Annotated in this window: 27 protein-coding genes; 20 read left to right on the top strand and 7 right to left on the bottom strand. The window is 33.7% G+C overall.

The genetic code is table 11. The features are described 5' to 3' along the window. Positions 1-94: 94 nt before the first annotated feature. Both CQZ94_RS07580 and CQZ94_RS07575 read left to right on the top strand, forming a co-directional pair. The gene (locus tag CQZ94_RS07580) at positions 95-1,012 is read left to right on the top strand and encodes a serine hydrolase domain-containing protein (protein WP_105584883.1); all 918 of its coding nucleotides are present in this window, start codon (positions 95-97) and stop codon (positions 1,010-1,012) included. 20 nt (positions 1,013-1,032) lie between these two features. Continuing rightward, entirely contained in the window at positions 1,033-1,668 is a 636-nt protein-coding gene (locus CQZ94_RS07575) for a Pr6Pr family membrane protein (protein ID WP_105584882.1), read from the top strand. A gap of 56 nt (positions 1,669-1,724) precedes the next feature. On the opposite strand, the gene CQZ94_RS07570 is transcribed toward CQZ94_RS07575, so the two are convergent. Then, positions 1,725-2,057, bottom strand: a complete 333-nt coding sequence (locus CQZ94_RS07570) for a DUF3889 domain-containing protein (RefSeq protein ID WP_105584881.1) — start codon at positions 2,055-2,057, stop codon at positions 1,725-1,727. 145 nt (positions 2,058-2,202) lie between these two features. Here CQZ94_RS07570 and sleB point away from each other — a divergent pair, with 145 nt between their 5' ends. The 6 genes from sleB (at position 2,203) to CQZ94_RS07540 (ending at position 6,645) form a co-directional block, all read left to right on the top strand. Then, entirely contained in the window at positions 2,203-2,982 is a 780-nt protein-coding gene (gene sleB, locus CQZ94_RS07565) for a spore cortex-lytic enzyme (RefSeq protein ID WP_105584880.1), read from the top strand. Between the two features lie 15 nt (positions 2,983-2,997). Next, positions 2,998-4,338 (top strand): germination protein YpeB, encoded by a 1,341-nt coding sequence (gene ypeB, locus CQZ94_RS07560; RefSeq protein ID WP_105584879.1) that lies wholly within the window; start codon positions 2,998-3,000, stop codon positions 4,336-4,338. Positions 4,339-4,364: 26 nt separating this feature from the next. Continuing rightward, positions 4,365-4,961 (top strand): YhcN/YlaJ family sporulation lipoprotein, encoded by a 597-nt coding sequence (locus tag CQZ94_RS07555; protein WP_070143265.1) that lies wholly within the window; start codon positions 4,365-4,367, stop codon positions 4,959-4,961. A gap of 104 nt (positions 4,962-5,065) precedes the next feature. Next, complete coding sequence (locus CQZ94_RS07550) at positions 5,066-5,422, top strand: hypothetical protein (protein ID WP_105584878.1); 357 nt, start codon at positions 5,066-5,068, stop codon at positions 5,420-5,422. A 27-nt stretch (positions 5,423-5,449) separates the two neighbouring features. Then, positions 5,450-5,947: a GNAT family N-acetyltransferase gene (locus tag CQZ94_RS07545; protein WP_105584877.1), complete on the top strand. Its 498-nt coding sequence runs from the start codon at positions 5,450-5,452 to the stop codon at positions 5,945-5,947. Between the two features lie 161 nt (positions 5,948-6,108). Further along, positions 6,109-6,645: a DUF1697 domain-containing protein gene (locus tag CQZ94_RS07540; protein WP_105584876.1), complete on the top strand. Its 537-nt coding sequence runs from the start codon at positions 6,109-6,111 to the stop codon at positions 6,643-6,645. Positions 6,646-6,687: 42 nt separating this feature from the next. On the opposite strand, the gene CQZ94_RS07535 is transcribed toward CQZ94_RS07540, so the two are convergent. Beyond that, positions 6,688-7,092, bottom strand: coding sequence for a hypothetical protein (locus tag CQZ94_RS07535; RefSeq protein WP_002110239.1), 405 nt, complete (start codon positions 7,090-7,092; stop codon positions 6,688-6,690). Between the two features lie 209 nt (positions 7,093-7,301). Here CQZ94_RS07535 and CQZ94_RS07530 point away from each other — a divergent pair, with 209 nt between their 5' ends. Beyond that, on the top strand, positions 7,302-8,471 hold the full coding sequence (locus CQZ94_RS07530) for a ParM/StbA family protein (protein WP_105584875.1): 1,170 nt from the start codon (positions 7,302-7,304) through the stop codon (positions 8,469-8,471). Positions 8,472-8,482: 11 nt separating this feature from the next. Continuing rightward, positions 8,483-8,818 (top strand): hypothetical protein, encoded by a 336-nt coding sequence (locus CQZ94_RS07525; protein WP_105584874.1) that lies wholly within the window; start codon positions 8,483-8,485, stop codon positions 8,816-8,818. 130 nt (positions 8,819-8,948) lie between these two features. Here the strand turns inward: CQZ94_RS07525 and mleBCA are convergent, their stop codons facing one another. After that, entirely contained in the window at positions 8,949-9,803 is an 855-nt protein-coding gene (gene mleBCA, locus CQZ94_RS07520) for a BCA family alpha/beta fold macrolide esterase (protein ID WP_105584873.1), read from the bottom strand. A gap of 235 nt (positions 9,804-10,038) precedes the next feature. Here mleBCA and CQZ94_RS07515 point away from each other — a divergent pair, with 235 nt between their 5' ends. Further along, positions 10,039-10,965, top strand: coding sequence for an NADP-dependent oxidoreductase (locus CQZ94_RS07515; RefSeq protein ID WP_105584872.1), 927 nt, complete (start codon positions 10,039-10,041; stop codon positions 10,963-10,965). 61 nt (positions 10,966-11,026) lie between these two features. On the opposite strand, the gene CQZ94_RS07510 is transcribed toward CQZ94_RS07515, so the two are convergent. The 3 genes from CQZ94_RS07510 to CQZ94_RS07500 all read right to left on the bottom strand — a co-directional run bounded on the left by CQZ94_RS07510 (position 11,027) and on the right by CQZ94_RS07500 (position 13,188). After that, positions 11,027-11,731, bottom strand: a complete 705-nt coding sequence (locus CQZ94_RS07510; RefSeq protein WP_105584871.1) for a class I SAM-dependent methyltransferase — start codon at positions 11,729-11,731, stop codon at positions 11,027-11,029. Beyond that, positions 11,728-12,630, bottom strand: a complete 903-nt coding sequence (locus CQZ94_RS07505; protein WP_105584870.1) for an SMP-30/gluconolactonase/LRE family protein — start codon at positions 12,628-12,630, stop codon at positions 11,728-11,730. The genes CQZ94_RS07510 and CQZ94_RS07505 overlap by 4 nt, the downstream gene beginning before the upstream one ends. Before the next feature lie 129 nt (positions 12,631-12,759). Next, on the bottom strand, positions 12,760-13,188 hold the full coding sequence (locus tag CQZ94_RS07500; protein ID WP_105584869.1) for a cell wall hydrolase: 429 nt from the start codon (positions 13,186-13,188) through the stop codon (positions 12,760-12,762). Positions 13,189-13,348: 160 nt separating this feature from the next. Between CQZ94_RS07500 and CQZ94_RS07495 the strand changes: the two genes are divergently transcribed. The 4 genes from CQZ94_RS07495 (at position 13,349) to CQZ94_RS07480 (ending at position 17,179) form a co-directional block, all read left to right on the top strand. After that, positions 13,349-14,263, top strand: a complete 915-nt coding sequence (locus CQZ94_RS07495) for an acetamidase/formamidase family protein (RefSeq protein WP_105584868.1) — start codon at positions 13,349-13,351, stop codon at positions 14,261-14,263. A 126-nt stretch (positions 14,264-14,389) separates the two neighbouring features. Beyond that, complete coding sequence (locus CQZ94_RS07490) at positions 14,390-15,097, top strand: response regulator transcription factor (protein ID WP_105584867.1); 708 nt, start codon at positions 14,390-14,392, stop codon at positions 15,095-15,097. Beyond that, complete coding sequence (locus CQZ94_RS07485) at positions 15,094-16,077, top strand: sensor histidine kinase (RefSeq protein WP_105584866.1); 984 nt, start codon at positions 15,094-15,096, stop codon at positions 16,075-16,077. The genes CQZ94_RS07490 and CQZ94_RS07485 overlap by 4 nt, the downstream gene beginning before the upstream one ends. 202 nt (positions 16,078-16,279) lie before the next feature. After that, complete coding sequence (locus CQZ94_RS07480; RefSeq protein ID WP_105584865.1) at positions 16,280-17,179, top strand: LysR substrate-binding domain-containing protein; 900 nt, start codon at positions 16,280-16,282, stop codon at positions 17,177-17,179. Positions 17,180-17,294: 115 nt separating this feature from the next. On the opposite strand, the gene CQZ94_RS07475 is transcribed toward CQZ94_RS07480, so the two are convergent. Next, positions 17,295-18,284 carry an aldo/keto reductase family protein gene (locus CQZ94_RS07475; RefSeq protein WP_105584864.1) on the bottom strand — a complete coding sequence of 330 codons (990 nt, stop codon included), beginning with the start codon at positions 18,282-18,284 and terminating at the stop codon, positions 17,295-17,297. A 670-nt stretch (positions 18,285-18,954) separates the two neighbouring features. On the opposite strand from CQZ94_RS07475, the gene abc-f reads away from it, so the two are divergent. From abc-f to CQZ94_RS07450, 5 genes are all read left to right on the top strand, one after another. Beyond that, positions 18,955-20,583, top strand: a complete 1,629-nt coding sequence (gene abc-f / locus CQZ94_RS07470; RefSeq protein ID WP_105585136.1) for a ribosomal protection-like ABC-F family protein — start codon at positions 18,955-18,957, stop codon at positions 20,581-20,583. 73 nt (positions 20,584-20,656) lie between these two features. After that, entirely contained in the window at positions 20,657-21,262 is a 606-nt protein-coding gene (locus tag CQZ94_RS07465; protein ID WP_105584863.1) for a GNAT family N-acetyltransferase, read from the top strand. A 440-nt stretch (positions 21,263-21,702) separates the two neighbouring features. Further along, entirely contained in the window at positions 21,703-22,473 is a 771-nt protein-coding gene (locus tag CQZ94_RS07460; protein ID WP_105584862.1) for an ABC transporter ATP-binding protein, read from the top strand. Beyond that, entirely contained in the window at positions 22,448-24,379 is a 1,932-nt protein-coding gene (locus tag CQZ94_RS07455; protein ID WP_105584861.1) for an FtsX-like permease family protein, read from the top strand. Before CQZ94_RS07460 ends, CQZ94_RS07455 begins: the two co-directional genes overlap by 26 nt. Before the next feature lie 67 nt (positions 24,380-24,446). Next, a complete protein-coding gene (locus tag CQZ94_RS07450; RefSeq protein ID WP_142395775.1) occupies positions 24,447-25,118 on the top strand; it encodes a lipoprotein BA_5634 family protein in 672 nt (223 codons plus the stop codon). Positions 25,119-25,169 lie beyond the last annotated feature (51 nt).

Genomic DNA, 25,169 nt, shown 5'->3' with positions numbered 1-25,169 from the left:
GTTTATTTTTTTGTTTTAAAAACAAATATGATTTAATAGAGAGAACGAGATGAACAACAAATATTACATAATCATTTAGATGGAGGAAGACTACTTGAATTTCGAGCAATTACAAAGTAAATTTGAAAAGAAAAAAGTTAATACATTTCTTGTTTATCAAAAGGGGGAATTAACGACTGAATACTATAAAATGATAGACTGTGCAAATGACTTATTTAAAATTAATTCGATTACAAAAAGTATCGTATCTATATTAATTGGTATCGCAATTGATAAAGGATTTATAAATAATATACATACACAAATCACAACATGGATTCCAAATGTACCGGAGAAAAAGAGGGAACTAACGCTGTATCATTTATTAACGATGACAACAGGAGAAGATTGGCAAGAGTTCGGAAATGGGGTTGTTTTCCCAAATGATTTTGTGGAATCACACAATTGGGTGCAATACATTTTAGAAAAACCGCTCATTGAAGAAATGGGTACGAAAATGAATTATAATTCAGGTTCTTCTCACTTACTTAGTTACATCATTCAACAAGCAACTGGAATGTCGACGGAGCAGTTCGCGAAAAAGTATTTATTTGAGCCGTTAAACATTACGGAGTATGAGTGGCAACAAGACCCGCAAGGTATATATGTTGGCGGATTTGGTATGAAAATGAAATCTATAGATTTATTAAAGTTAGGAAAAGTATGTTTGCACAATGGATATTGGAAGGGGAATGAAATTGTATCATCGAAATGGTTAGAAGAATCAGGTGAGGCTCTATTTGAAACGTATGAACATGTCGGGGCATATGGATATCACTGGTGGGTATTAAATAACGAAAGATTTCACATACCGTATTGTATGTATTTTGCTATGGGATATGGAGGGCAATACATTATTATCATTCCGCAGTTAGAGCTCGTAGCTGTAATTAGTAGTCACATGCCAAAACGTGGCCTCGTACCATTAAAGTTATTTATAGAGCATATAAAAGAGAATTCCAATCATAAATAAGAAGAGGAAGGAGGTGTTTTATGAGAAGTACAAAAATGATAGCGATTTATAGACTGTTATTAAGTCTTCTAGCGTTTAGTGCACTTATTACTCAATTTGTTACAAGAGCACAAATGAAACCGTTCAATCCAGTTAATTTTTTTAGTTACTTCACAATTGAAAGCAACATTTTAGTGGCGGTAATTCTGCTATTAAGTAGTTTGGGGACAGCCACACTCGGACGTTCCGAGCAGTTTGGAGTTCTTCGCGGTGCAGCTACAGTTTACATACTGACAACAGGACTTATTTATTTTTTGTTATTAAGGGGATTAGAAGAATCACTTCAAACGCCGATACCGTGGATAAATACTGTGCTTCATTACATCATGCCATTAGCAATGATTTTAGATTGGGTTATAAATCCACCTACTAAGACAATCACGTGGAAACAAGCTACTAGTTGGCTGATTTTCCCGCTTTTATATGTTGTCTATAGCTTAATGCGCGGTCCATTCGTTAATTGGTACCCATATCCGTTTCTCGATCCGAGAATAGGTGGATATGGGAAAGTACTTTTATATAGTATCGGAATAGCGGTTGTAATTGGAGCTATTTGCGGATTAGTAAAAATGTTAGGGAATCGATCTTTGCATATGAAAAATAATCCTCCTTATTAAGTAAAAAGTACATAAAGAAACCTCTGTCTGTATGTAAAGACGGAGGTTTCTTTATTTTACCGATTTGTTTTCTGAAATGACATCTTTAAAAATTTCTCTGTTTTCGTATCGAATTCTACATCAACAAAAACACCATATTCTTTCCCACCTTCACGCAGCCACAGCTTAAACTTTTCAACTGTTATTTGAACAGTTTTTGGTTTTCTACCTATATGAAGGTAATCAATAATCTCTGCTTTCGGATATTGTTCTTTCGTTTTTTCAACGGCCAGTTTACCCCATTTTGCATAGGGCGGCTGTGCGTGAACTATAGATGGACCAGTATATATATTTGAACATGTTGTTAGTAAAAAAATCGAGAATGCTATACGTGTGAAGAAATACTTCATAATAAGCTCCTTTTACTCTTTTTTTATATTGTGTGCATATATCTTCAAGCATATAAGTTTGGCTTTTTTTGTCTTCTTTACATAAAAGCTTCACATTTACAAAACATAACCATGAATTCATTACTGTAATTAAGGAGGGAAATATATGCGTCAAAAAGGTTTTTTGAAGATAGCGGTTTTACTTACCTTTATTGGCTTATCTTTAATGGTAAGTAGTATACAAACCAAAAATGTAGAAGCCTTTTCTAATCAAGTTATCCAAAGGGGAGCATCTGGAGAAGATGTCATTGAATTACAATCTCGTTTGAAATATAACGGATTTTATACGGGGAAAGTTGATGGTGTTTTCGGATGGGGTACATATTGGGCACTTCGAAACTTTCAGCAAAAATTCGGATTGCCGGTTGATGGTTTAGCGGGTGCTAAAACGAAGCAAATGCTTGTAAAAGCGACGAAGTATGATAAGTCGACCGCTAATAAAGGTACTACAACTAATAAAGGGAATAGCGGTGGTACTGCACAAGAAAATAAACCACCACAAAGTAAAGGGACAAATGTTCCAAACGGTTATTCTCAAAATGACATTCAGTTAATGGCAAACGCTGTATACGGAGAGTCACGTGGCGAGCCATATTTAGGACAAGTTGCAGTGGCTGCGGTAATTTTAAATCGTGTCACAAGTGCATCGTTTCCAAATACCGTTTCAGGTGTAATCTTTGAACCGAGAGCCTTTACAGCAGTAGCAGATGGACAAATATATTTAACGCCAAATGAGAATGCGAAAAAAGCCGTATTAGATGCAATCAATGGATGGGATCCAACAGGGAATGCACTATATTATTTCAATCCAGATACTGCGACAAGCAAATGGATTTGGACTCGTCCACAAATTAAAAAAATCGGCAAACACATTTTCTGTAAATAGAGCGGAGGTGGAAACATGTTAAGAGGTATTATCATTGTATTATTAACAATAGGTGTAGTCGGAACAGGATATTGGGGCTATAAAGAGCATCAAGAAAAAAATGCAGTATTAATTAGAGCGGAAAATAGTTATCAGCGCGCGTTTCATGATTTAGCGTATGAGGTTGACTTATTACACGATAAAATCGGGACAACACTTGCGATGAATTCACGTGCGTCTCTATCGCCAGCATTAGCAGATGTGTGGCGTTTAACATCTGAAGCTCGTTCTGATGTAGGTCAACTACCATTAACATTAATGCCATTTAATAAAACGGAAGAATTTTTAGCGAATATCGGTGATTTTAGCTATCGTGCAGCGATTCGTGATTTAGAAAAAGAACCGCTAAATGATCAAGAGTATAAAACATTGCAAACTTTATATTCAAATGCAGGAAATATACAGGATGAACTAAGAAAAGTGCAACATCTTGTTTTGAAAAATAATTTACGCTGGATGGATGTAGAACTGGCACTTGCGTCTAATCAAGATCCAGCAGATAACACAATTATTGATGGATTAAAAACAGTAGAGAAGAATGTAACGTCATACTCATCTACTAATTTCGGTCCTACTTTTACAAGTGCACAAAAAAATAAAAAGGGCGGATTTGAAGCAGAGGGTAAAGCGATTTCTAAAGATGAGGCTGCAAAAATCGCAAAATCATTTTTAAATTTAAAAGGAAATGAAAAAGTAGAAGTTGAGAAAAGCGGAAAAGGCGCAAAAGAATCTTTCTACAGTGTGAAAATTAAAGATCCAGCAACAAACAACGAATTTCACATGGATATTACTGGGAAAGGTGGATACCCAATTTGGGTAATGAATAATCGAGAAATTAAAGAACAAAAAATTAGTTTAAATGATGCAGGAAGTAAAGGATTGACGTTTTTAAAGGATCACAAGTTTACAAATATGGAGCTGTTTGATAGTTCTCAATATGATAATATCGGTGTGTTTACGTACGTTGTAAGTGAAAATGGAGTGCGTATTTATCCAGAAGCAATTCAAATGAAAATTGCTTTAGATGATGGATCGATTGTTGGTTTTTCTGCAAAGGAATATTTAGCATCGCATCAAAAACGAACAATTCCGAGTGCGAAGCTAACTGCTGCTGAGGCGAAAAAGAAAATTAACCCCGATGTAAAAGTTATGGAGGAACGTAAAGCTGTAGTAGTAAATGACTTGCATAATGAAGTACTTTGTTATGAATTTATTGGTACTTTAGGGAAAGATACGTACCAAATTTTCATTAACGCAAATAGCGGTGCAGAAGAAAAAGTGAAGAAGATGCAAGCTGTTGAAAAAATTTATGATTAAACATCAATGATAAAGTGGTGAAAATAATGAAAATCATTATATATATGTTAATGCTTTGTTTCGTCATTACTGGATGTAGCATTGGAAAAAAAGACAATCCTAATGAAAAGCCAGAACAAAAAAATGTCTCGATGAAAAATGTTAATTATACAAACAAATCAAATAAGCCAAACGAAAAAGCTGCTGATCATTTAGCATCTTTAGCTGCAAGTGTACCAGGTGTGAATGATGCGACAGCGGTAGTAGTGGGGAAATATGCTGTTGTAGGTATTGATGTAAAAGCGAAACTTGATCGAACTCGTGTTGAGTCAATTAAGTACTCCGTAGCAGAAAGTTTGAAGAATGACCCAAATGGTGCTAATGCAGTCGTTGTAGCAGATGTTGATACGTATGAAAGATTAAAACAAATAGGTAAGCAAATTAAAAAAGGTAAAACTGGTGAAGGTATACTTGATGAACTAGCAGCAATTGTTGGCCGAGTAATGCCGCAAGTTCCAAATGATATGATTGAAAATAGAGAAACGAATCCGATTAAAGATAATGATAAACAATTACCAAAAGATGAAGAACAAGAACTACGAAAAGAACAAGAAGATCAGTCAAATAACCATTTGAAAAAATAGTGAAAATCCCGTACTAAATTGTACGGGATTTTTCTTCAAGATTAAATATTCAGTTTATTTTTAAGGGAATATATGGTTTAATAATGAGGGGAGGGACAACCGTTATGATGAAAAAAAGCGCACTCATATTAGGTGTTTTATGCATAGGTTTTAGTATGACAGCGTGTGAACAGAAGAAAGAAGTGAAGAAGAAAACAGCTACGTCTTCTACTATAACGGAAAATAAAAAGCAAGAGTCCATTAATATAAATCATTTCTCAAATATTAATGAAGGAATGACTTATACAGAAGTGAAAGATTTAATCGGTTTTGAAGGGGATTTACTCATAGAAGAAGGGGAAGAACATTCTACACAAATTAAACAAATTTTTGCTTGGAAAGGCAGCGATCCAAAATCATTTGCTGAAATTACATTTTTGGATGGAAAGGTGCATTCTAAAACACAGCAAGGTTTAAGTTAATAACTTGAAGGAATGGGAGAGTTAAGCATGAACATACATACAGGGGAAATACAATTAGTTCCGTATAAGGAGCAGTATAAAGAGATAATACAATCATTTACTTTACCAAGTGAACAAGTTCAATTTACGGCGAATCCAGGTGAATTACTGGAGAAAGCGAAAAATGATCGAACTAAAAATGTTGTTATTATTTTAGATTATAATGGAGTACCTGTCGGTGTATTCGCATTACAAACAGGTGACAGAGTACAGGAGTTTACAGAAAATAAGGATGCCATACTTTTAACTTCTTTTTCCATTAATCATAATAAACAAAGGAAGGGATATGCTAAAAAATCATTGGCGTTATTACAAGACTTTGTAAAATATTATTATCCAATAAAAAATGAAGTGATTCTTGCTGTAAATGAAAAAAATATTCCGGCACAAAAGTTATATGAAAAAGTTGGGTTTCAAGATAAAGGGTATAGAAGAATGGGACCGATTGGACAACAATTAATATTGCATTTACTTATTGCAAAATAATGAAAAGAAACTTACTCTTGAAAAAAATCATGTAGTAAGTTTTTTTGTTTGAGATATTGTCCATGCATGCTATGTTAGAAGAATTAAAGCCAGTATCCGAGAAATATAAATGTGCAAAACAAACCGATTGCTAAGCATTTAAATACGTGAGGGGTAATTATATGACAATTTATATTGCACTACTACGGGGGATTAATGTAGGTGGACATAAAGTAATCAAAATGGCAGATTTGAAAAAACTGTTTGAATCAATAGGGTTAAAACAAGTGAAAACATATATTCAAAGTGGAAATGTAGTATTTGAATCAGAAGATGATATAAGTTTTCTAAAGGAACGGATTGAATGTGAAATTAAGAACGTTTTTGATTTCGATGTTCCGGTCATGTTAAGAGCAAATGATGAATTTATTAATATTATTAAAAAGTGTCCTTACGAGACCCATTCGTTATTAGAAGGAGAAAGTGTACATGTGGCCTTTTTAGCTAATCCACTTTCTGAAGAAGACAGTAAGCGGTTACTTATGTACAAAAGTGACATAGAAGATTGCCATATCGAAGGAACAGTAGTGTATTTATTTTTCAAAAAAAGCATTCGGAATTCTAAACTAATGAACCAGTTTCAAAAATTACATACGCCAGCTACAGTAAGGAACTGGCGGACTGTGAAAAAGTTAAAAGCAATAGTAGAAGGGATTTGAATATAAAAAATGTGGTTTTCTGCATATAGAAAACCACATTTTTTATTTATATTGTTTTGCGACAATGAGTTCAACAATAGGGAAAATAAGAAAGGAAGAACAGAGTGCAATAAAGAGTGGAAGGTTTTTTACACCATCTAAATTGGAACCCATAGAAAATCCTTCTGAGCAGAGTAATATAAGGAACATAACACCTACAAGCACAAAATACGCGATTTTAAAGCTTTTATATGTAATTTGTTGTCCCATCTCATCTTGACTTTCTTTCGATACTCCGTTTGGATCTCCCCATGTAATATGATTAATTAAATTACTAAGTATTAAAGAAGCAGCGAAAATCGTTCCGCCCAAAATTGAACCTTCAGTTGCGTATTTGTATGCGCCATGTCCGAGTATCGCGATTAACGATAAAACAATGATTACAAAAATAATCTTTTTAGTATTCAATATATAATTGCACCTCCACGATTGTAAAAAACTCTTTACAATCATAGTATAAAATTGGAAAAGTTTTATGTCAAATGCTTTTTACACGAGAAATGAATATTTGTGATATTTTGTTTAAAGGATGAAGAAAAAATTAAATTACATTTGAATGTAAAAGAATGGGCTCGCATATATTTGGAAGGGATGTCAGATTAAATTAGGGGGTAGTTATGTCTATTCTTTTAAAAGCTGGTGCAGATGCAGGAAATAATGGTTTGAAGTTAATGGTGAAAGGGCAGGAACCTATTTTTATTCCGAGTATTTATTCTTTATATATAGGTGAGCCTACGGGGTTGTTAGATGAAGGTGATGTTTCATCGTCAGAATTAGAGAATCACATTGATGTGACCATTAGTTCTCCATCGCTAATGTTAAATAACGTACGATACATCGTTGGAGAAAAAGTGATTCAAGATCAATTAAAAGGTACTGAAGTAGAGAAGAAATCAAATAAATCTACTGATGAGTTAATGGTTATTACAATCCTTTCAGGTTTAGCGATAAGTGCTATGCGTCAAAGTCCAACTTCAAGTCATATTAATATTCGTTATGATTTATCGGTGGCTCTTCCAATGCAACTTATTACACAGGAAATCGCTGCTGAAAATGCGAAACGGTATATGGGTAATCACAAGGTCATATTCCATTATCCAAATGGGCGCGATGTTACGATTAATGTTTCTATTGAGTTTTGTAAATGTCTACCTGAAGGCGCTTCTGGGACGTGGGGTATTGTATATGATGAGGAAGGAAATGTTGTGAAACATAAAATAGAATGTGAACAAAATCAAGTTTCAGAAATTGATTTTGTAGATAAAACTTTATTGTCTTTTGATATTGGCGCGGGGACAACGGAAGAAGTTGTTTCATTAGGGGTAAATTTCCGTCCGCAATTAAGTAAAGGATTATCGTACGGTGTAAAAGAAACGTTACTACAAATTATTACGAGGTGGAATCGGAAATATCCTACGAAAACAATTGATAGTATTACAGAATTTAACCAAATTTATTTAAATGAAAAGCACCCAAGAAATGCATTGTTAGTTGAGGAATCACAACCAGCGTTTTTAGGTTTAGCAGCACGTGTCGCAACGGATATTATTAACAAAATTGATGATATGAAAGACGATCCATATGTATTTATTTATGGTGGGGGTGCAGTTATTATTAAAAATAGCTTGAAAATGATTTTAAAACAAAAAGGACGCTTGAAAAATGTGATTTTTGTAGATAACCCGTTATTTACCAATGCTCGTGGGTTATTAGTATATACATGCTCGCCAAAATATAGAGAGCATAAGCAAAAAGAGTTAGGGTTCACAAACTTAACGATAAGTTAGTTGGTGGAAGTATGCGATCTAGGCGATATAAACGTGGTGATCGAGTGAAAATTAATATTAATAAATCAGTATCGCCTGAAATGATTGCTTGGCTTAATAAACAATCTAATCCAACTAATTTCTTTTTCTTTGCAGCCCAGCAATTATTTAAACAAGTAGGAGATATTGATGTATCAAAAACCTTGCCAAGTAGCCATGTTTTTTCTTTATATGTAGAACCGTCATCTCTATTAAAAGTTGAAATGAATCCATTTAAAAACGTATCACTAGAAAATAGTAAATCCACCGAAAACGTAAAAAAAAAATCGTGGGAATCTGTTGATCAGTTAGATTGTCCATTCTTTTGAACATAGAAAAATATAGGTAGAGCCCATCACTATACATAAGGATTAAGTGATGGGCTTTTGTTATTGTATCGTAATTTCTATAAAAAGAAGAGTGCAATACAATTTGTGTCCTTCTATTAGTTGCTTAATTTTATATTTTGCATGTATGTTCTGAAACTGCATTTATAATTTCATCCCAGTCATCGTAATGATTCTCATGCCCTGAACCTTCTAGGGTTAATAGCTTTGAATTCGGAATTTCATCGGTAAGTGCGAGTCCATGTTCAAGTGGTAAAGCTGTATCGTCCGTACCGTGAATTATTAAAGCAGGTACTTGTATCGATTTAAGTATACCTTCATAAGAATCATCACCTGTAAGAAGAGCGTGATTAAACATACTTAGTAGATTGTCAGCTCGCTCTATTTCTTGTTTTACTTGTTTCAAAGTTCTTGCTTCATCAAATATACGCTTTGATCCACAGAGTAGACGTGATCCTGTAACTAAATATTTCGCTATAACATCTTTATTTGTCCAATCTAAATTTGCACCATTAGCATGATGTGTCAAAATTCTTTCATCCATTGGAGGCAAATCACGAGTATTGTTATCAGATCCAATAACGCTTGTTGCTAGTAATGTTAAGGTTAAAATTCTTTCTGGGTGTTTTACTGCAGCAATTTGAGCAATCATACCTCCTAATGACATGCCCAGAAGGTGTGCCTTGTCAATATGATACGCATCGAGTACCCCGATTGCATCTTCAGCCATGTCTGCTACAGTGTAATTGGAAGTCCCAGGCTCATATGTAACAGAGCGCCCAACATCACGGTTATCATAGCGAATGACAAACCTTCCTGTGCTAGCCAACCTTTCACAAAATTCTTCATCCCAATAAACCATTGAACACGTAGCTCCCATAATTAATAATATTGCTGGGTTATTAGGATTGCCAAAGCTTTCTGTACATATATCAATACCGTTTACTTTGAAAACTTGTTCACTCATAGTACACTCTCCGTTTCATTTAAAGTTCATTAATAATTAAAGAAAATATAACTTTGGGTGTTTATTAGCCTTAAATTAGATTGTATTTAAGTGAAATAAATGTTTTTTGCACTCATGATGCTTAATTAGTAGAGCAGCATAAATATCACCTCTAAACATATTTATTGTCATTCAAGGCGAAAAATTTTGAAAAATAATTGTTTTTTATTAAAATAAACAGCAAGGGGGGGAGGAAATGAAAGCAATTGTTATTAATCAATATGGTAGTGTTGAAGAATTACAAGAAAGACAAGTTTCAAAGCCGGTTGTTAAATGTAATGAAGTATTAATACGCATACACGCAACATCTGTAAATCCTGTAGATTGGAAAATAAGAAAGGGAGACTTACAAGAAAAGTTACAATTTTCATTTCCAATTATTTTAGGATTAGATGTCGCTGGAGTAATTGAAGAAGTCGGAGAAAATGTGCAGTGTTTTAAAATCGGGGATAAAGTATTTACGAAACCCGAAAATATAGGGAAAGGTTCTTATTCTGAATACATTACAGTGAAATCAAATTTAGTAGCGCAAATGCCTAATAATCTTAATTTTGAAGAAGCAGCATCTATACCTCTTGCAGGACTTACAGCTTGGCAAAGTCTTGTTGATTATGCACAAATAAACGAAAACGACCGAGTATTAATTCATGCTGGAGCGGGCGGGGTAGGAAGTTTTGCAATTCAAATCGCGAAATCATTTGGGGCTTTTGTCGCGACAACTGCAAGTAGTAAAAATGAAGAATTTTTAAAGCGTTTAGGGGCTGACCTGGTTATTGATTATAAAAAAGATAAATTTGAAGAGCTACTATCAGATTATGATATTGTGTTAGATACAATCGGCGGAGAAGTACAAGAAAAAAGTTTTCAAGTTATTAAATCTGGTGGCGTTCTAATCTCAATCGTCCATGAACCGCTTCATGAAGTAAAGGGAATAAAATCAGGTTTTTTATGGTTAAAACCAAGTGGAAATCAATTAGACGAATTATCAGGTTTGATTCAGGCAGAAAAAATCAAACCAATCATTAGTAAAGTTGTTCCGTTTAATGAAGAAGGAATTAGAGAAGCTCATATTTTGAGTGAAAGTCAGCATGCTAGAGGGAAGATTGTAATTAAAATGGAATAAACTTTACATAAATATGCGAGTGGTGACTGGATAAAATAAAGATTGTCCCCACTCGCATATACTATAATTTTTGAACGACATAAGTAATCGCATTCGTTTTTAATTTAATGTTTTTTCCGTTACGTACAATATCATACGATAAACTCTTTATTTCAACTTTTACTTCTTGCCATTCAGAATAAACGCTTTTTAGTGTCCATATCATTTCTTCAGTAGGAAGGTTAATTTCAACTAACGCATCTAATTTTTGATTCGTTTCCAAGCCAATCTCTTGAATGTTAGAGTTGACTATTAAACAGTTGATACCGCCACTCTTTGTCCCATATTTCATAGAGTGAAGCACTTTCTTAAAATCTTCTTCTGATTTGACATGTTCTAAACTTGATACTGCAACGATGTAGTCATAAGTATTAGGTGCAATATAGTAGTCTTCAATTGCTGAATGTTCTGTTTTTATCACTTCAATTACACCATGTTCATTGCTGTACACTCGTAACTTCGTTAAAGCCGAATCAAGTAGATCAACACAAGTAACAGTGCCGCCAGTATTCATGATTTTTTGTGCAATTGGAACACTGTTTCTACCGACACCAGAGCCAAGGTCAAGTATTTGTAGGTTGTTCTGTCCTTTAAAATAGTCCATCAAGTCCATAACTGTTTTAACAGGTTTATAAAGCCAAGATCCCACTTCGAACAGTTTATATTGCTCATAGCAAAGATCGTGATACTTTTTCTCTTCTTGTCTTATGTAATCGATTCTGTTCATAATGTTTCAGCTCCAATGTTTTCATAGCGAAATGAATATGTTGGACAACCTTTAACGTTCGTTTGAATTCGAAATATACCACCAGCATGTGGGTACTGTTTTAATTCCTGATCCGTCATTCTTGTTCTGGCTGTTGTTATATATAAATCGGTTAAATTTGGCCCTCCAAATGTACACGACGTTACATATAACGCAGGAATCGGAATACTTAAAATTCGTTCTCCAGTCAAGGGATTCCATCTAGTAACCTTCGAGCCTCCCCAATGAGCAATCCATAAACAGCCTTCTTCATCAATTGTCATACCATCGGGTAGACCTTCATTTTCAGGGAAGATGATAACATCTGTTGGATTGCTAATTACACCAGTATGTATATCATAATGAAAACGGACTACTTTTTTAGTAGGTGTATCAATAAAATAAAGGTATGTATTGTCAGGAGACCATGCTATGCCGTTTGATGTATTTACATGTGACACTTTTTTCTCTACTTTGAGATTATTATTTAAAGAATACAAGGAACCGGCGCCACTCATACCATATAAGTCAGTAGTACCCGCCCAAAAGCGGCCAGCTGGATCGCATTTCCCGTCATTAAAACGATTTTCTATTAAATGTGGCTCAGGATCATATATATGTGTAAGTTTTTCTGTATTTAGATTAAGAGAGTAAAAGCCTTTTTCCATAGCTAAAAGTACTACATCATCTAGATATGGAACGACACAACCGATTTGTTGATCGAGAGTAATCACTCGGTTCATATTACTAGCAGGATTGTAGAGGCATAATTTCTTCTCCATAATGTCAACCCAATATAATATTTGTCTTTTCTCATCCCAGCAAGGACCTTCACCTAAACCTGCTTTTGCATCTACGACTAATTCAATATTTCTGTGCAATATGTTTCACCTCAATTCATTAAAGATACATATAAAGTTCGATAAAAATGGAGGTAAACCTTTTCTAAAATACAGTTAAAAGCAACGCAAGCAATCAATAGAATAGGTACTTGCGTTGCTTAATTTTTGCTATCGTGAATACATTTTTGGACATTCATCACCACGTGGTTCGTAAAAACAATGGCTTTTAAATTGCCCTGCAAACGGCTGATTATACCATTCAGGCGGACAAGCTCCAACTGGACGGAAATACCAAAGAGCCCATCGTGCTGGCCAGCGCCATTCACCTTGTAAAACTTTTCTTGCAATTTCTTTTTCTGAATCGCGAGCGCGTTGGTAAAAATATCCGTATTGCACTGCTTCGAATCCGCCGGGGCTTTGATATACTGCATCACTTACAGATCGAAGTTGTTTGAAATCTAAGCAATCACAAAATACACGGTTTACTACAACACATCCGACAAGTTGTTCGCCTTGCCGACCTTCACCTTCAGCCTCAGCACGAATTAAACGAGCTAGTAAATCAACGTCACTTTCGTTGTATGGGATAAGGGGCATAGTGATACCACCTTTCTATAACTGTTATAGTAAAGAGTGTATGTTTCAAAATGAGCTAAGTGCTTTTGTAATCTGAAAATAACTTTTAATTTTAACAAGGAGCTTGTATGAATTAAAGCTAATTAGCTATAGAAGATAATAATGAAAAGGGAGAGGTAGTATGTATCGTATTCATAAAGAACATAGCATTTATGCAATGTCACCAAATAATGAGCCATGTATAGAAGTAGACACTGGGAGTCGGATTGTATTTGAAACGTACGACTGCTTTGAAAATCAAATTGACTCGGAAAATGTCGTATTTCAAGAACTCGATTGGAATCGAATTAATCCAGCGACTGGACCTGTATATATTAAAGGGGCAGAACCTGGTGATATATTAGTCGTAATGATTGAAAAGATTAAAATTTCAGAGCAGGGTGTTTTAACTACAGGAGCGAACCTTGGTGTAATGGGTAATGAGCTAAATGAAAATACAGTGAAAATTGTTCCAATCCAAAATGAACATGTAATATTTTCGGATGAACTACAAATACCAATTAATCCAATGATTGGTGTCATTGGCACGGCCCCTAAAGAAGACAGTATTTCATGTGGTACGCCGCATGATCATGGCGGGAATATGGATTGTAAAGAGATAAAAGAAGGAACAACATTACTATTACCAGTCAATGTCCCTGGGGCACTATTAGCGTTAGGTGATTTACATGCTGCGATGGGTGACGGTGAAATTGGTGTAAGTGGAGTAGAAGTCGCTGGGGAAGTAACCGTAACAGTTCAAATTATAAAAGGAAAGCAATGGCCACTACCGATGGCTATCCAAAAAGAAAAAATGATGACTATTGCTTCAGAGAAATTGTTAGATGATGCAGTGAATCGTGCTGTACATAATATGGTGACATTTTTACATGAAGAATTAGAAATGCCTAAAGCTGATGCAACTCTTTTATTATCAGCAGCAGGTAATTTAAAAGTTTGTCAAGTTGTGGATCCACTGAAAACGGCGCGGATGGAACTAGGAATGGATTATGTGGAGAAACTTGGATTTACTTTGAGGGAATTTAATATTAAATAAGAAAAAATAGAAGAAGGATACTTTTGTATAAAAGCATCCTTTTTTAATTTACGGATTTAATGAAAAGAGGTAGTATTTATTTTATATAATTGTATATGAGATTGTAGATCGAAAAGGAGTTAACAAATGGTTAAAATTATGATTGTAGAAGATGATATGAAAATTGCAGAGTTATTATCAACATATGTTGCGAAATACGGTTACCAAGGAATTATTGTATCGGATTTTCAAAATGTATTAGACACATTTTTAGAGGAACAACCAGAGTTAGTTTTATTAGATATCAATTTACCGAGTTTTGATGGGTACTATTGGTGTCGTCAAATCCGTGCGGTCTCCACATGTCCGATTTTATTTATTTCGGCTCGTGAAGGCACGATGGATCAAGTTATGGCGTTAGAAAATGGTGGCGATGATTTTATTCCGAAGCCTTTCCATTATGAGGTTGTAATGGCGAAAATTCGTAGTCATTTAAGACGTGCTTACGGAGATTATGCACCGAAACTAGAAGAACGAATGGTTGAGCAACAAGGTCTTTGTTTATATCCCGAAAGACTTGTATTAAAACTGAGGAATCAAGAGATTGATATTACGAGAAACGAAGCCATTTTATTAGAAATGTTAATGAAAAATTATCCGCGTGTTGTGAGCAGAGAAGTGTTATTAAATAAATTATGGGATAGTGAATCCTATGTTGATGATAATACATTAAGTGTAAATACAACACGTGTGCGTAAAAAGTTAAAAACATTACATATTGAAGGAGCGATTGAAACGATTCGTAGTGTTGGATATAGATTACATATTACTTGGGATAATGGTATAGAAAAATGATAAGGCTGTTTATACGTGATCATATACCACTTATTTGTTTTACAGTGTTCCAACTACTAGCCATATTCCTTGTTTATTGGTTTGATGGGCATAATCATATTACAACGGCATTATATGCAATGTTTTTAGGTGCTTTTTTTATGGTAAGTTATTTAGTATTTCGTTATTTTACACATCGTTCTTTTTATGAGCGTTTAGCAAACCCAATGCAATCTTTGGATGAATCTGTTCAAAAATCTGATTTTGCAGTTTTATCAACTGCTCTCCAAGATTTGCTCGAAGCGCAATATCGTCATTATCAAAATCAACTGCAATTACAAGAGAGAAAAAATAATGATCATTTAACCTTTATGAATCAGTGGATTCATCAAATGAAAACACCTCTATCTGTAATAGAATTAATTACACAAGATGAAGTGGATTCGCGTTTTGAAAGTATTAATGAGGAAACAGATAGGTTGAAAAAGGGGTTAGAGATGGCCCTCTATGTCGCGCGTTTAGAAGCATTTACACAAGATTTTTATGTAGAAAGAGTACAACTACATAAAATAGTAAATCATTCCGTGCATGAACATAAACGCTTCTTTATCCGGAATTTTGTATATCCAGAGCTTGAAATTGATAAGGATATTACTGTAGAAAGTGATGCGAAATGGTTACAATTTTTAATTGGACAAATTATATCGAATGCGATTAAATATTCATCAGGTAGTAGAGAAAAGATTAAAGTGAAAGCATGTAAGGAAGGTAATACAGTTGTACTTGAAATTATTGATAGTGGCGTAGGGATACCGAAGCAAGATTTGCCAAGAGTATTTAAACCTTTCTTTACAGGAGAAAACGGTAGAGATTTTAAAGAATCAACTGGAATGGGACTATATCTTGTATATGAAATTACGAAACAATTAGGACATAGTGTAGAAGTCCATTCAGAAGTTGGTAAAGGTACCGTTGTACGAATTAAATTTTGTAATGTGTAAAAAGTAAACAAGGCTAAAGAACTTTTGAAATAAGTTTTTTAGCCTTGTTTTGTACCCTTGATAAAATTCCAGAATGAAAGGTTATTTACATAAGAGAAGCAAAACAATTTTGTTAAAGATAAAAGTAATACTAGATACATTAAGGTTTTTTTGTAATAAAAGAGAATATTTTTTTATTGATTAATGAAAGGGGTGTATTGAAATGGATATTCGAAAAATGAGATATTTCATAACGGTGGCAGAAGAATTAAACTTTAGTCGTGCAGCAGAACGTCTTATGATGGCACAGCCCCCTTTAAGCCAAGAAATTCGTAAATTAGAAGAAGAATTAGGAGTTCAACTTTTTCATCGAACGAAAAGAATGGTTGAACTTACCGATGCTGGAAAAATATTCTTAGAAGGTGCACGGCAAACGTTGCTTCTAGTAGATAGAACCATTAAAGAAACACAGCTTGCGGATGAAGGGAAGATAGGACATTTAATCATCGGTTTTGTCGATTCTACAGAAACCGTTATAGACATATTAAAAACATTTCGAGAACGGTTTCCTAAAATTCAGCTCATATTACGTGAGATGACAACAGACCAGCAAATAAAAGCACTCTATGAAAAACAAATTCATATTGGATTTATCCGTTCCAAGCAGAATAATGAAATATTAGTTTCCGAAGTTTGTTCTGAGGAATGTTTAAAATTAGTTTTGCATGAAAATCATCCTTTAGTTTCGTTACATAAAATTTCAATCAAATCATTAGTTGATGAACCATTTATTTTATTTCCCCGTCATTTCGGTACAAACTTTTATGATTTAATTATTAGCTACTTTTGGGAACATGGGGTAAGTTTAAATATTGTTCAAGAAGCGATTCAAATGCAAACGATTGTGAATTTAGTTGCAGCAGGAATGGGGATTTCTGTCGTTCCATCATCAGTGAAAAGTTATAAAAAATCGGGAGTCATATATAAAGAAATTCAAGATAATACACCGAAAATAAATTTATATGTTGGATGGAGACAAGATGAAAAGTCTGTAGTGTTAGAGAACTTCTTAACAGTTGTTAGAGAGGTTTATAAGACTTCACAATTTGAATTTAAAGAGTAAAAGCCCATCTTGAAAGGATGGGCATCGGGAACTTGTAAAGGAAAACTTCTATTTTTATTTTAAACTTAGACTACAAAGATATTTCGTGGTTTTTATTAATAAATTCACTGATGATTCAACCTGTTTTGCTCGGATCATACTCAACGAAACCTTTTAGTACATTATCAATCTGATCCATAATTTCAGGTTGCAATTTAACACTAGAAGCAATTACGTTTTCTCTTATTTGCTCCGGATTTGATGCGCCAATAATTGCAGAGGAAACAGCTGGATTTTGTAGTACCCAAGCAACTGCGAGTTGAGATAGGGTAAGATTAGTTTCCTGCGCGATAGGATTAAGTTTCTGAATTGCAGTGAGTACATCATCACTCATCCAACGTTGCACGAGTTTGTGGAAAAATGGTTTACCAGCATCGGAGTTAGCACGTGATTGAGTCGGTATTGGTTTACCAGGTTGATATTTTCCTGTGAGAATACCTTGTGCAAGGGGGGACCATACGATTTGACCAAGTCCCTCACGTTGACATGTTGGTATCACATCAGTTTCAATAACTCGCCACAACATCGAGTATTGAGGTTGGCTAGCGATAAGTGGAATGCTCAATTCTCGAGCAAGTGCTGCACCACGTGTAATTTGTTCCGATGTCCACTCACTTACGCCAATATAAAGGACTTTACCTTGTCTTACAAGATCTGAGAAAGCTAACATTGTTTCCTCAAGAGGAGTTGTTGTATCAAATCTATGTGCATAATAGACATCGATGTAGTCTGTCTGCAATCTGTGTAAAGATGCATTACAATTTTCTAAAATATGCTTTCGTGATAAGCCTCTATCATTTTTTCCGGGTCCAGTCGGATGGCATACTTTTGTACATAGTTCTATACTTTCTCGGCGTATACCTTGCAAAGATCGGCCAAGTACTTCCTCGGCTATAGTGTCCGAATAAACATCAGCAGTATCGAACGTTGTAATTCCAACATCTAGTGCGGCTTTCACACAATCATTTGCAGTATCTTCGTTTACTTTTCCGCCATGGTTAATCCAGTTCCCGTATGCAATCTTACTTACTGTTAAACCACTGTTTCCTAGTTTGCTAAATTCCATTGTAAAATCCCCCCTTAGAAATGATATCTTTATTATAAGAACGGAAATGTAATATGTATAATATATAATTAATGATAAATTTATATAAAAATTATATAAGGGGGAGTGCTTAGAAGTGTACTACAAGGGAAATATAAAGCCAGTAGTACAACAAATGTTGTTTGTGATTGATCGATATGAAGTGCAGAAATGATAAAGTGAAACTATAATCAGTGGGGGTTTTGTTCATCCCCCACTGATTATTAGCCCTCACCAATCGGGCGTTTACGGGCAGTTTATCTCCCACCTAACTTCTTTGCTCCAGCTGGATTTTGAGGTGGGAGTCTTACTGTCCGCAAATAGCAGGATAAATAGACCTAAAAGAAAGCAATTTTTTTAACTGCACATATAATTGCATTTACTCATACAGTACTACCATGGTACAATATGGTTACTAACGACGGAAAGGAATGATGGGTGGACGATGATTAACTAATCTTATTTTTAAATGTTGAAATTCAATAAATTTCAATTTATAAAAAATAGGATTAGTCTGCCCAATTCCATTCAACGGTATTGCTATTTGTTTTGCGTAATAGCTTATTTGGGTATAAATAATGTAACGACTAATCCTGCCAAAATTACTTTGGGAGGATTTTTTTGTTCTCCCTTAATGAAAGGGATCGGTAATATGAAAGAACTTTTAAAATTAAATGATGTTTATGTTGAAATAATGGAAAATACTTTGGTAGAGAAAATGAATGTTACAGTAAAACAAGGGGATGTTATCGGATTAATTGGTAAAAATGGTGCCGGTAAATCAACATTGCTTCAATTAATTAATGGGAAGATTGAGCCATCAAAAGGTACTGTTGAATGGCAGCAAATGAATATGACAACGGCATATGTTGAACAAGAAATAGAATCCTTTATTAGTAATGATGTGATTGCAAAAGAAGCAGAACTTCTTGCGAAATGGGGCGTGCCAACGAACGATTTTCATACTTTAAGTGGTGGTGAAAAGCTGAAAATTCGATTAGCAAAAGGATTTTCCGAAAATCCTAATGTCTTAATATTAGACGAACCGACAAATCATTTAGATGAGATGAGTACGGAATTTCTCATTAAACAAATAAAAAATATGAAAGGTACTGTTATCGTTGTATCACATGATCGATATTTTTTAGATGTTGTCGCAACAAAAATATGGTCAATTGAGGATAAAAAATTAATTGAGCATACTGGTAATTATACGAGTTATATGAAAGCACGTGAGCAAAAAAGAATGACGCAGCAGCGTGAATATGAAAAACAGCAAAAAAAGATAGAACAAGTAGAATCACAAATAAACGAATTAAGTTCATGGTCACAAAAGGCACATGCACAGTCTACAAAACAAGAAGGAGTTAAAGAATTTTATCGTGTGAAAGCGAAGCGAATGGATGCGCAAGTTAAGTCGAAACGAAAACGCCTCGAAAAAGAGCTTGAGAAAAAGAAAGTAGAACGTGTGAAAGAAGAGTATTCAGTTGAGTTCTCTATTCAAGCGAATAAAAAAGTAGGAAAACGCTTTTTAGAAGTAAAGCAATTAAAAAAAGACTTTCATGGAAAAACATTATTTGAAAACGTTAATTTTACAATTCAGCACGGTGAGAAAGTTGCGATTGTTGGACCGAACGGTTGCGGGAAAACGACCTTATTGAAGATGATTATGGGAACAGAAACTGTTCAAGGAGAAATATGGATTTCACCATCTGCAAACATCTGTTATTTAACACAAGAAGTATTTGATTTACCACTTGATAAAACACCAGAAGATTTGTTTTTTAAAGAGACATTTGAAGAAAGAGGAAAAGTCCAAAATTTAATGAAACATTTAGGGTTTCAAGCTTCTCAATGGAAAGAGCCGATTGAGCATATGAGTATGGGAGAACGAGTGAAGTGTAAGCTAATGACGTATATTTTAGAAGAAAAAGATGTTCTTATTTTAGATGAACCGACAAACCATCTAGACTTACCTTCAAGGGAACAGCTTGAAAATACATTAGCTGAGTATAATGGAACACTAGTTATAGTTTCTCATGATCGATATTTTTTGGAGAAAACAACTAACACGAAACTTGTGTTTTCAAATAATACGATACAAAAGCAGCTAGAAGAGTCTATTAAAACAAGAGATGATATTGAAGAGCTACGTTTAACGTTAGAAACAGAGAGACAAGAAGTATTAGGTAAATTAAGCTTTTTAACTTCTAACGACAAAGACTATAACGAACTTGACGAACGATTTAAAGAACTTACGAAGCAGATAAAGGCACTTTAATGTGATTATGAGTACCTCTAGCTAGGAGGTATGTATAATTACTGATTTTTAAACGTGATTAAGGGGGATTATCATGGGAGAAGAAAATTCGACTAAGTTATTTAGACTAGATTGTGGTGATATTTACTTACAAGAATTTTCCATGAAAGATGCGGAGAGTATTTATAAAATATCGAATCAACCAGAAATAGAAAAGTTTTTGCCAGACTGGAAATCAACGAAAGAACAACGAGTTAATTGGGTTACAAATTATGAAATACCAGCAAATAAAGTATTTCTTGATGCTGCTACAAATTCATCAAACATAGATGGTCATTTTTTAAAACTAGGAGTATTTATAAAAGATACTAATGAATTTATTGGATGGTGCTGTACGGGCATTAAAGAAGAACTCCCTTCACCGAACAGAGAAATTATGTATGCTATTTCAAGCGAGTATCAAAATAATGGTTACGCTACGAAAGCGACTAAAGGGTTGATTGACTATTTGTTCAAAAATACAACTTTAGATGTCCTAAATGCAATTGCTTTAATCAACAACATATCATCAAATAAAGTAATTGAAAAATGTGGGTTTACTTATCTGAGTCAACAGACGATAGAAAATCAACTATATAACCATTATATATTGAGCAAATCAGAGTGGATAAAAAATGCTTCTCTAATAGAATCATTATAAAAAAAGAAAGCTTAGGGCTAAAACTCTAAGCTTTTTACGTTCTATTTACTGTTTGATTTAACTTATAAATTATACGTTGTAATTCACCGCTTTGAAGTTATATATTTATTCTTTATAATCTTTCACACTTTGCTAATAAAGAATGTAAGGGATAAAACAATTGCCACTATTAATGACGCTAAACATCACTTCAGTCCACACATATTCTAAACGAGAAATTCATTTAATTAATAAGGTCATGAATATTAGAAATAAGTAGCGTTGTATTTCATACTACTTTACAAATAATATAAGATAAATAGGTATTGGTTATAGATGTATTGTCTGTTTTTTTAGAAATCTTACAAGCGTGTAAGATAAATGAAAGATGAATCAATATGAGCTGTAAGACAATTCCTTTACACTTTGTAGTGAGCAGTGCAAATGAAGGGAGAATATAAATGGAAATTTTACATGCAAAAAGTATTAGTAAAGTATATAAAGGAAAAATACCTTTTAAAGCATTGGTAGATATTGATTTATCAATTCAAGAAGGTGAATTTGTAGGGATTATGGGGCCATCTGGAAGTGGGAAAACAACGTTATTAAATATGGTATCTACTATCGATTCTCCAACATCGGGAGAAATATTAATAAATGGTACAAATCCTTTCCAGTTGACATCAGAAGAATTAGCTTTATTCCGTAGAAAAAAATTAGGATTTGTTTTTCAATCATTTAATCTTCTCAGCACACTTACAGTAAAAGAAAACATTGTATTGCCAATGACATTAGATGGTGTTTCTGTACAAGAAATGAACAAACGAGTGGAAGAAGTTGCAGATAAATTAAATATTACAGATATATTGAGTAAAAGAACGTTTGAAATATCAGGGGGGCAAGCTCAAAGAACGGCAATCGCTCGTGCAATCGTTCATAAGCCGCAATTATTACTTGCAGATGAACCGACAGGGAACCTAGACTCTAAATCTTCAAATGATGTAATGGAGATGTTAGATACTCTTAATAAGGAAGAAAAGGCAACAATGATGTTAGTTACACACGATCCGTATGCTGCGAGTTTTTGCAGCAGAGTCATATTTATTAAAGATGGTCAACTATATAACGAAATTTATTGTGGTGAAAGCAGGCAAGCATTTTATCAAAAGATTATGGATGTCCTTTCTTTGTTAGGGGGGAAAAGGCATGACTTTTCGTCAGTTCGCATTTAATAATATTTTTCGTAATAAGCGTACGTATGCTGCTCACTTTTTAAGTAGTGCATTTTCTATTATGATTTTCTTTACGTATGCTCTTTTATTATTTCACCCTGATTTACAAGGCGAGTTAAAATCGACAAGTGCAACAATAAGTGCATTGGGTACAATGGGATTTACAATTTCGCAAGGTTTGATTTTTATATTTTCATTTTTCTTCATTCTATATTCAGTAAGTTCATTCTTAAAAACGCGTAAGAAAGAATTTGGCATATTAATGATGCAAGGTATGTCAATGAGACAGCTTAAAAAATTATTATTGATTGAAAATATGTTAATTGGATTTGGTTCAATTTGTATAGGCATTCTCATAGGCCTCATATTTTCTAAACTAGTTTTGTTGATAAGTGCAAGTGTATTAACGATTAGTAATGGCTTACCTTTTTATATACCAGTGCAGGCTGTATTATTAACAGTCATCACATTTTTTTTCTTATTTTTAATTGTTTCGCTAGTTACATTTAAAATGATAAAAGTAACAGAACTGGTGGAACTTATACAAGCAGAGGAAAAGCCAAAGCCAGAACCGAAAGCTTCCATTTTATTATCGCTACTTTCTTTAATTAGTATAGGGTTTGGGTATTTTTCAGTATTCCGTTTTATTTCAAGTCATAGTTTTATTTTGCTTGGAACCGGTGTACTTTTAGTAATTATAGGGACGTACTTTTTATATACGCAATGTAGCGTTTATATATTGTATCTTGCGAAAAGAAGTGAATCTTTCTTTTTAAAAAGAACAAATATACTAACATTTTCAGAATTGATTTATCGTATGAAAGATAATGCAACGATGTTTTTTATAGTATCTATTATTTCAGCAGTTGCATTTACAGCAATTGGTACAACAGCCGCTCTTGGAAATCAAGAATTGGTAAGAATGACAAATCCGTATACATTTCTATATATAGGTTCTGAAAAAGACAAAATGGTAGAGAAACATCTCTCTATTATAAAAAAACACCTGTCTGATGCGAATATTTCATATCGAATGGCTTCAACTTCATATATATATACAGAAAGTAACGTATTTGTAATGAAATTGAGTGAATATAACGAACTTGCGAGAGCGCTTGGATATCAACAAGAAACGATTGAAAAAGAAGATGAAATTTTATTAATCCCTGGAGTCGTATCACAAAAACAAGAATTTAAAAATGGGGATTATAAAAAGAATATAGAAGTCATTCAAGGAGATTGGACAAAGACGTTTCATGTGAAAAAAGCTTTAGAAAATTTAGTTTTACCACATGATTCTAGTAGTATATATATCGCTGTTCAAGATCATGTATATGATGGAATTCCTTTTAATGTTAATCAAGATGATATAGTTGGTCAAAATCGTACGTACGGATTTGTTGTAGATGATTGGATACAGACGAAAGAGATTTCGAATCAATTAAATAGTATATTCAGTGAAAATGCTAGTGAAGGTGATTTCTATTTTCAAGCTTTAACATTAAAGTTGTTAGAGGCAAAACAAACAAATGGATTATTACTTATGGCAAGTGTTTTAGTTGGAATCGTCTTCTTTACATTTGCTGCTAGTTTTATTTATTTCCGACTATATACGGATTTGGACCGCGATCAACAGCAATATAAAATGATTTCGAAAATGGGATTAAGTAAACGAGAGTTAAAAAAAGTTGTAACGAGACAGTTATTATTAATGTTTTTCTTACCGATTATCGTTGCAGTGATTCATACTGTAGTTGCTTATACGGCATTACAACAATTAGTCGATTTTTCTATTTTAAATAGCTCTATCGTTATTTTAATTTCATTTATATGTATACAAGTTTTATATTTCTTTATAACCCGTTGGCGTTACTTGCAAAAGCTTTATAAAACTATGGAGCAATAGAGTATATCAGCTAGTAAGATTACACAAAAGTATGTAAAAAATGAATTGAATTATGAAAGGAACTGTGATGAAAAGAACTTTAACTATTTCAATGTTAACTATACTACTTTTAATAAGCTTTAGTGCATGCTCTAATAAGGACAACCCATTTCCTGCAAACGGTGTATTAATCATTGGAGATGAAAATAAAACTTCACCAATTATTAATCGTTATCAGGAAATTACGAAAGAAAATGAAGTATTTTCTGTGAAAACAGGTAAATATGGAAAAGGACAGGTGTTAATTTTAAATGAATCTACAGCACAAGCATTAATTAAAGCACAGGTTTTTCGTAAACGAGAAAATGGATCCAATTTTAGACCTATAGATACGTTACCGAAATTCCCAAAAGAAGGTTCGCTTTTGTTTGCAAATGAAGAAGAAAAGGCTATGAAAAGTATTGAATTAGAAGGAAAAGAGATTCCTGTTACATATGATAGTGACACTTGGATAGGTAATAATCGTAAATATCCAACGCAATGGTATGTGATTGTAGCGAAAAATAGTGTATATAAAGAAATAAAAGTAAATGAAACGAAAATGCAACTTCTTCATCTAAAAAAATCTCTAGGTGATGAAAAACCTAAAATGTCAACAGATAATACATTGATTAATGAAAATGTAAAAGTAGAAAAGTTAATTGAAGGTTTTAAAGGGGAAATATCAGTTCAGTTTGTAACGATTGGAGAAAAATCTTAAAAAAGAGTTCGAAGTTGATAGAAACTTTATCAACCTCGAACTCTTTTTAGT

The organism is Bacillus sp. MYb209 (assembly GCF_002975175.1).
Taxonomy (GTDB): Bacteria; Bacillota; Bacilli; order Bacillales; family Bacillaceae_G; genus Bacillus_A.
Note: the sequence above shows the minus strand (reverse complement) of the source record. Positions and strands in the feature narration are given on the sequence as shown.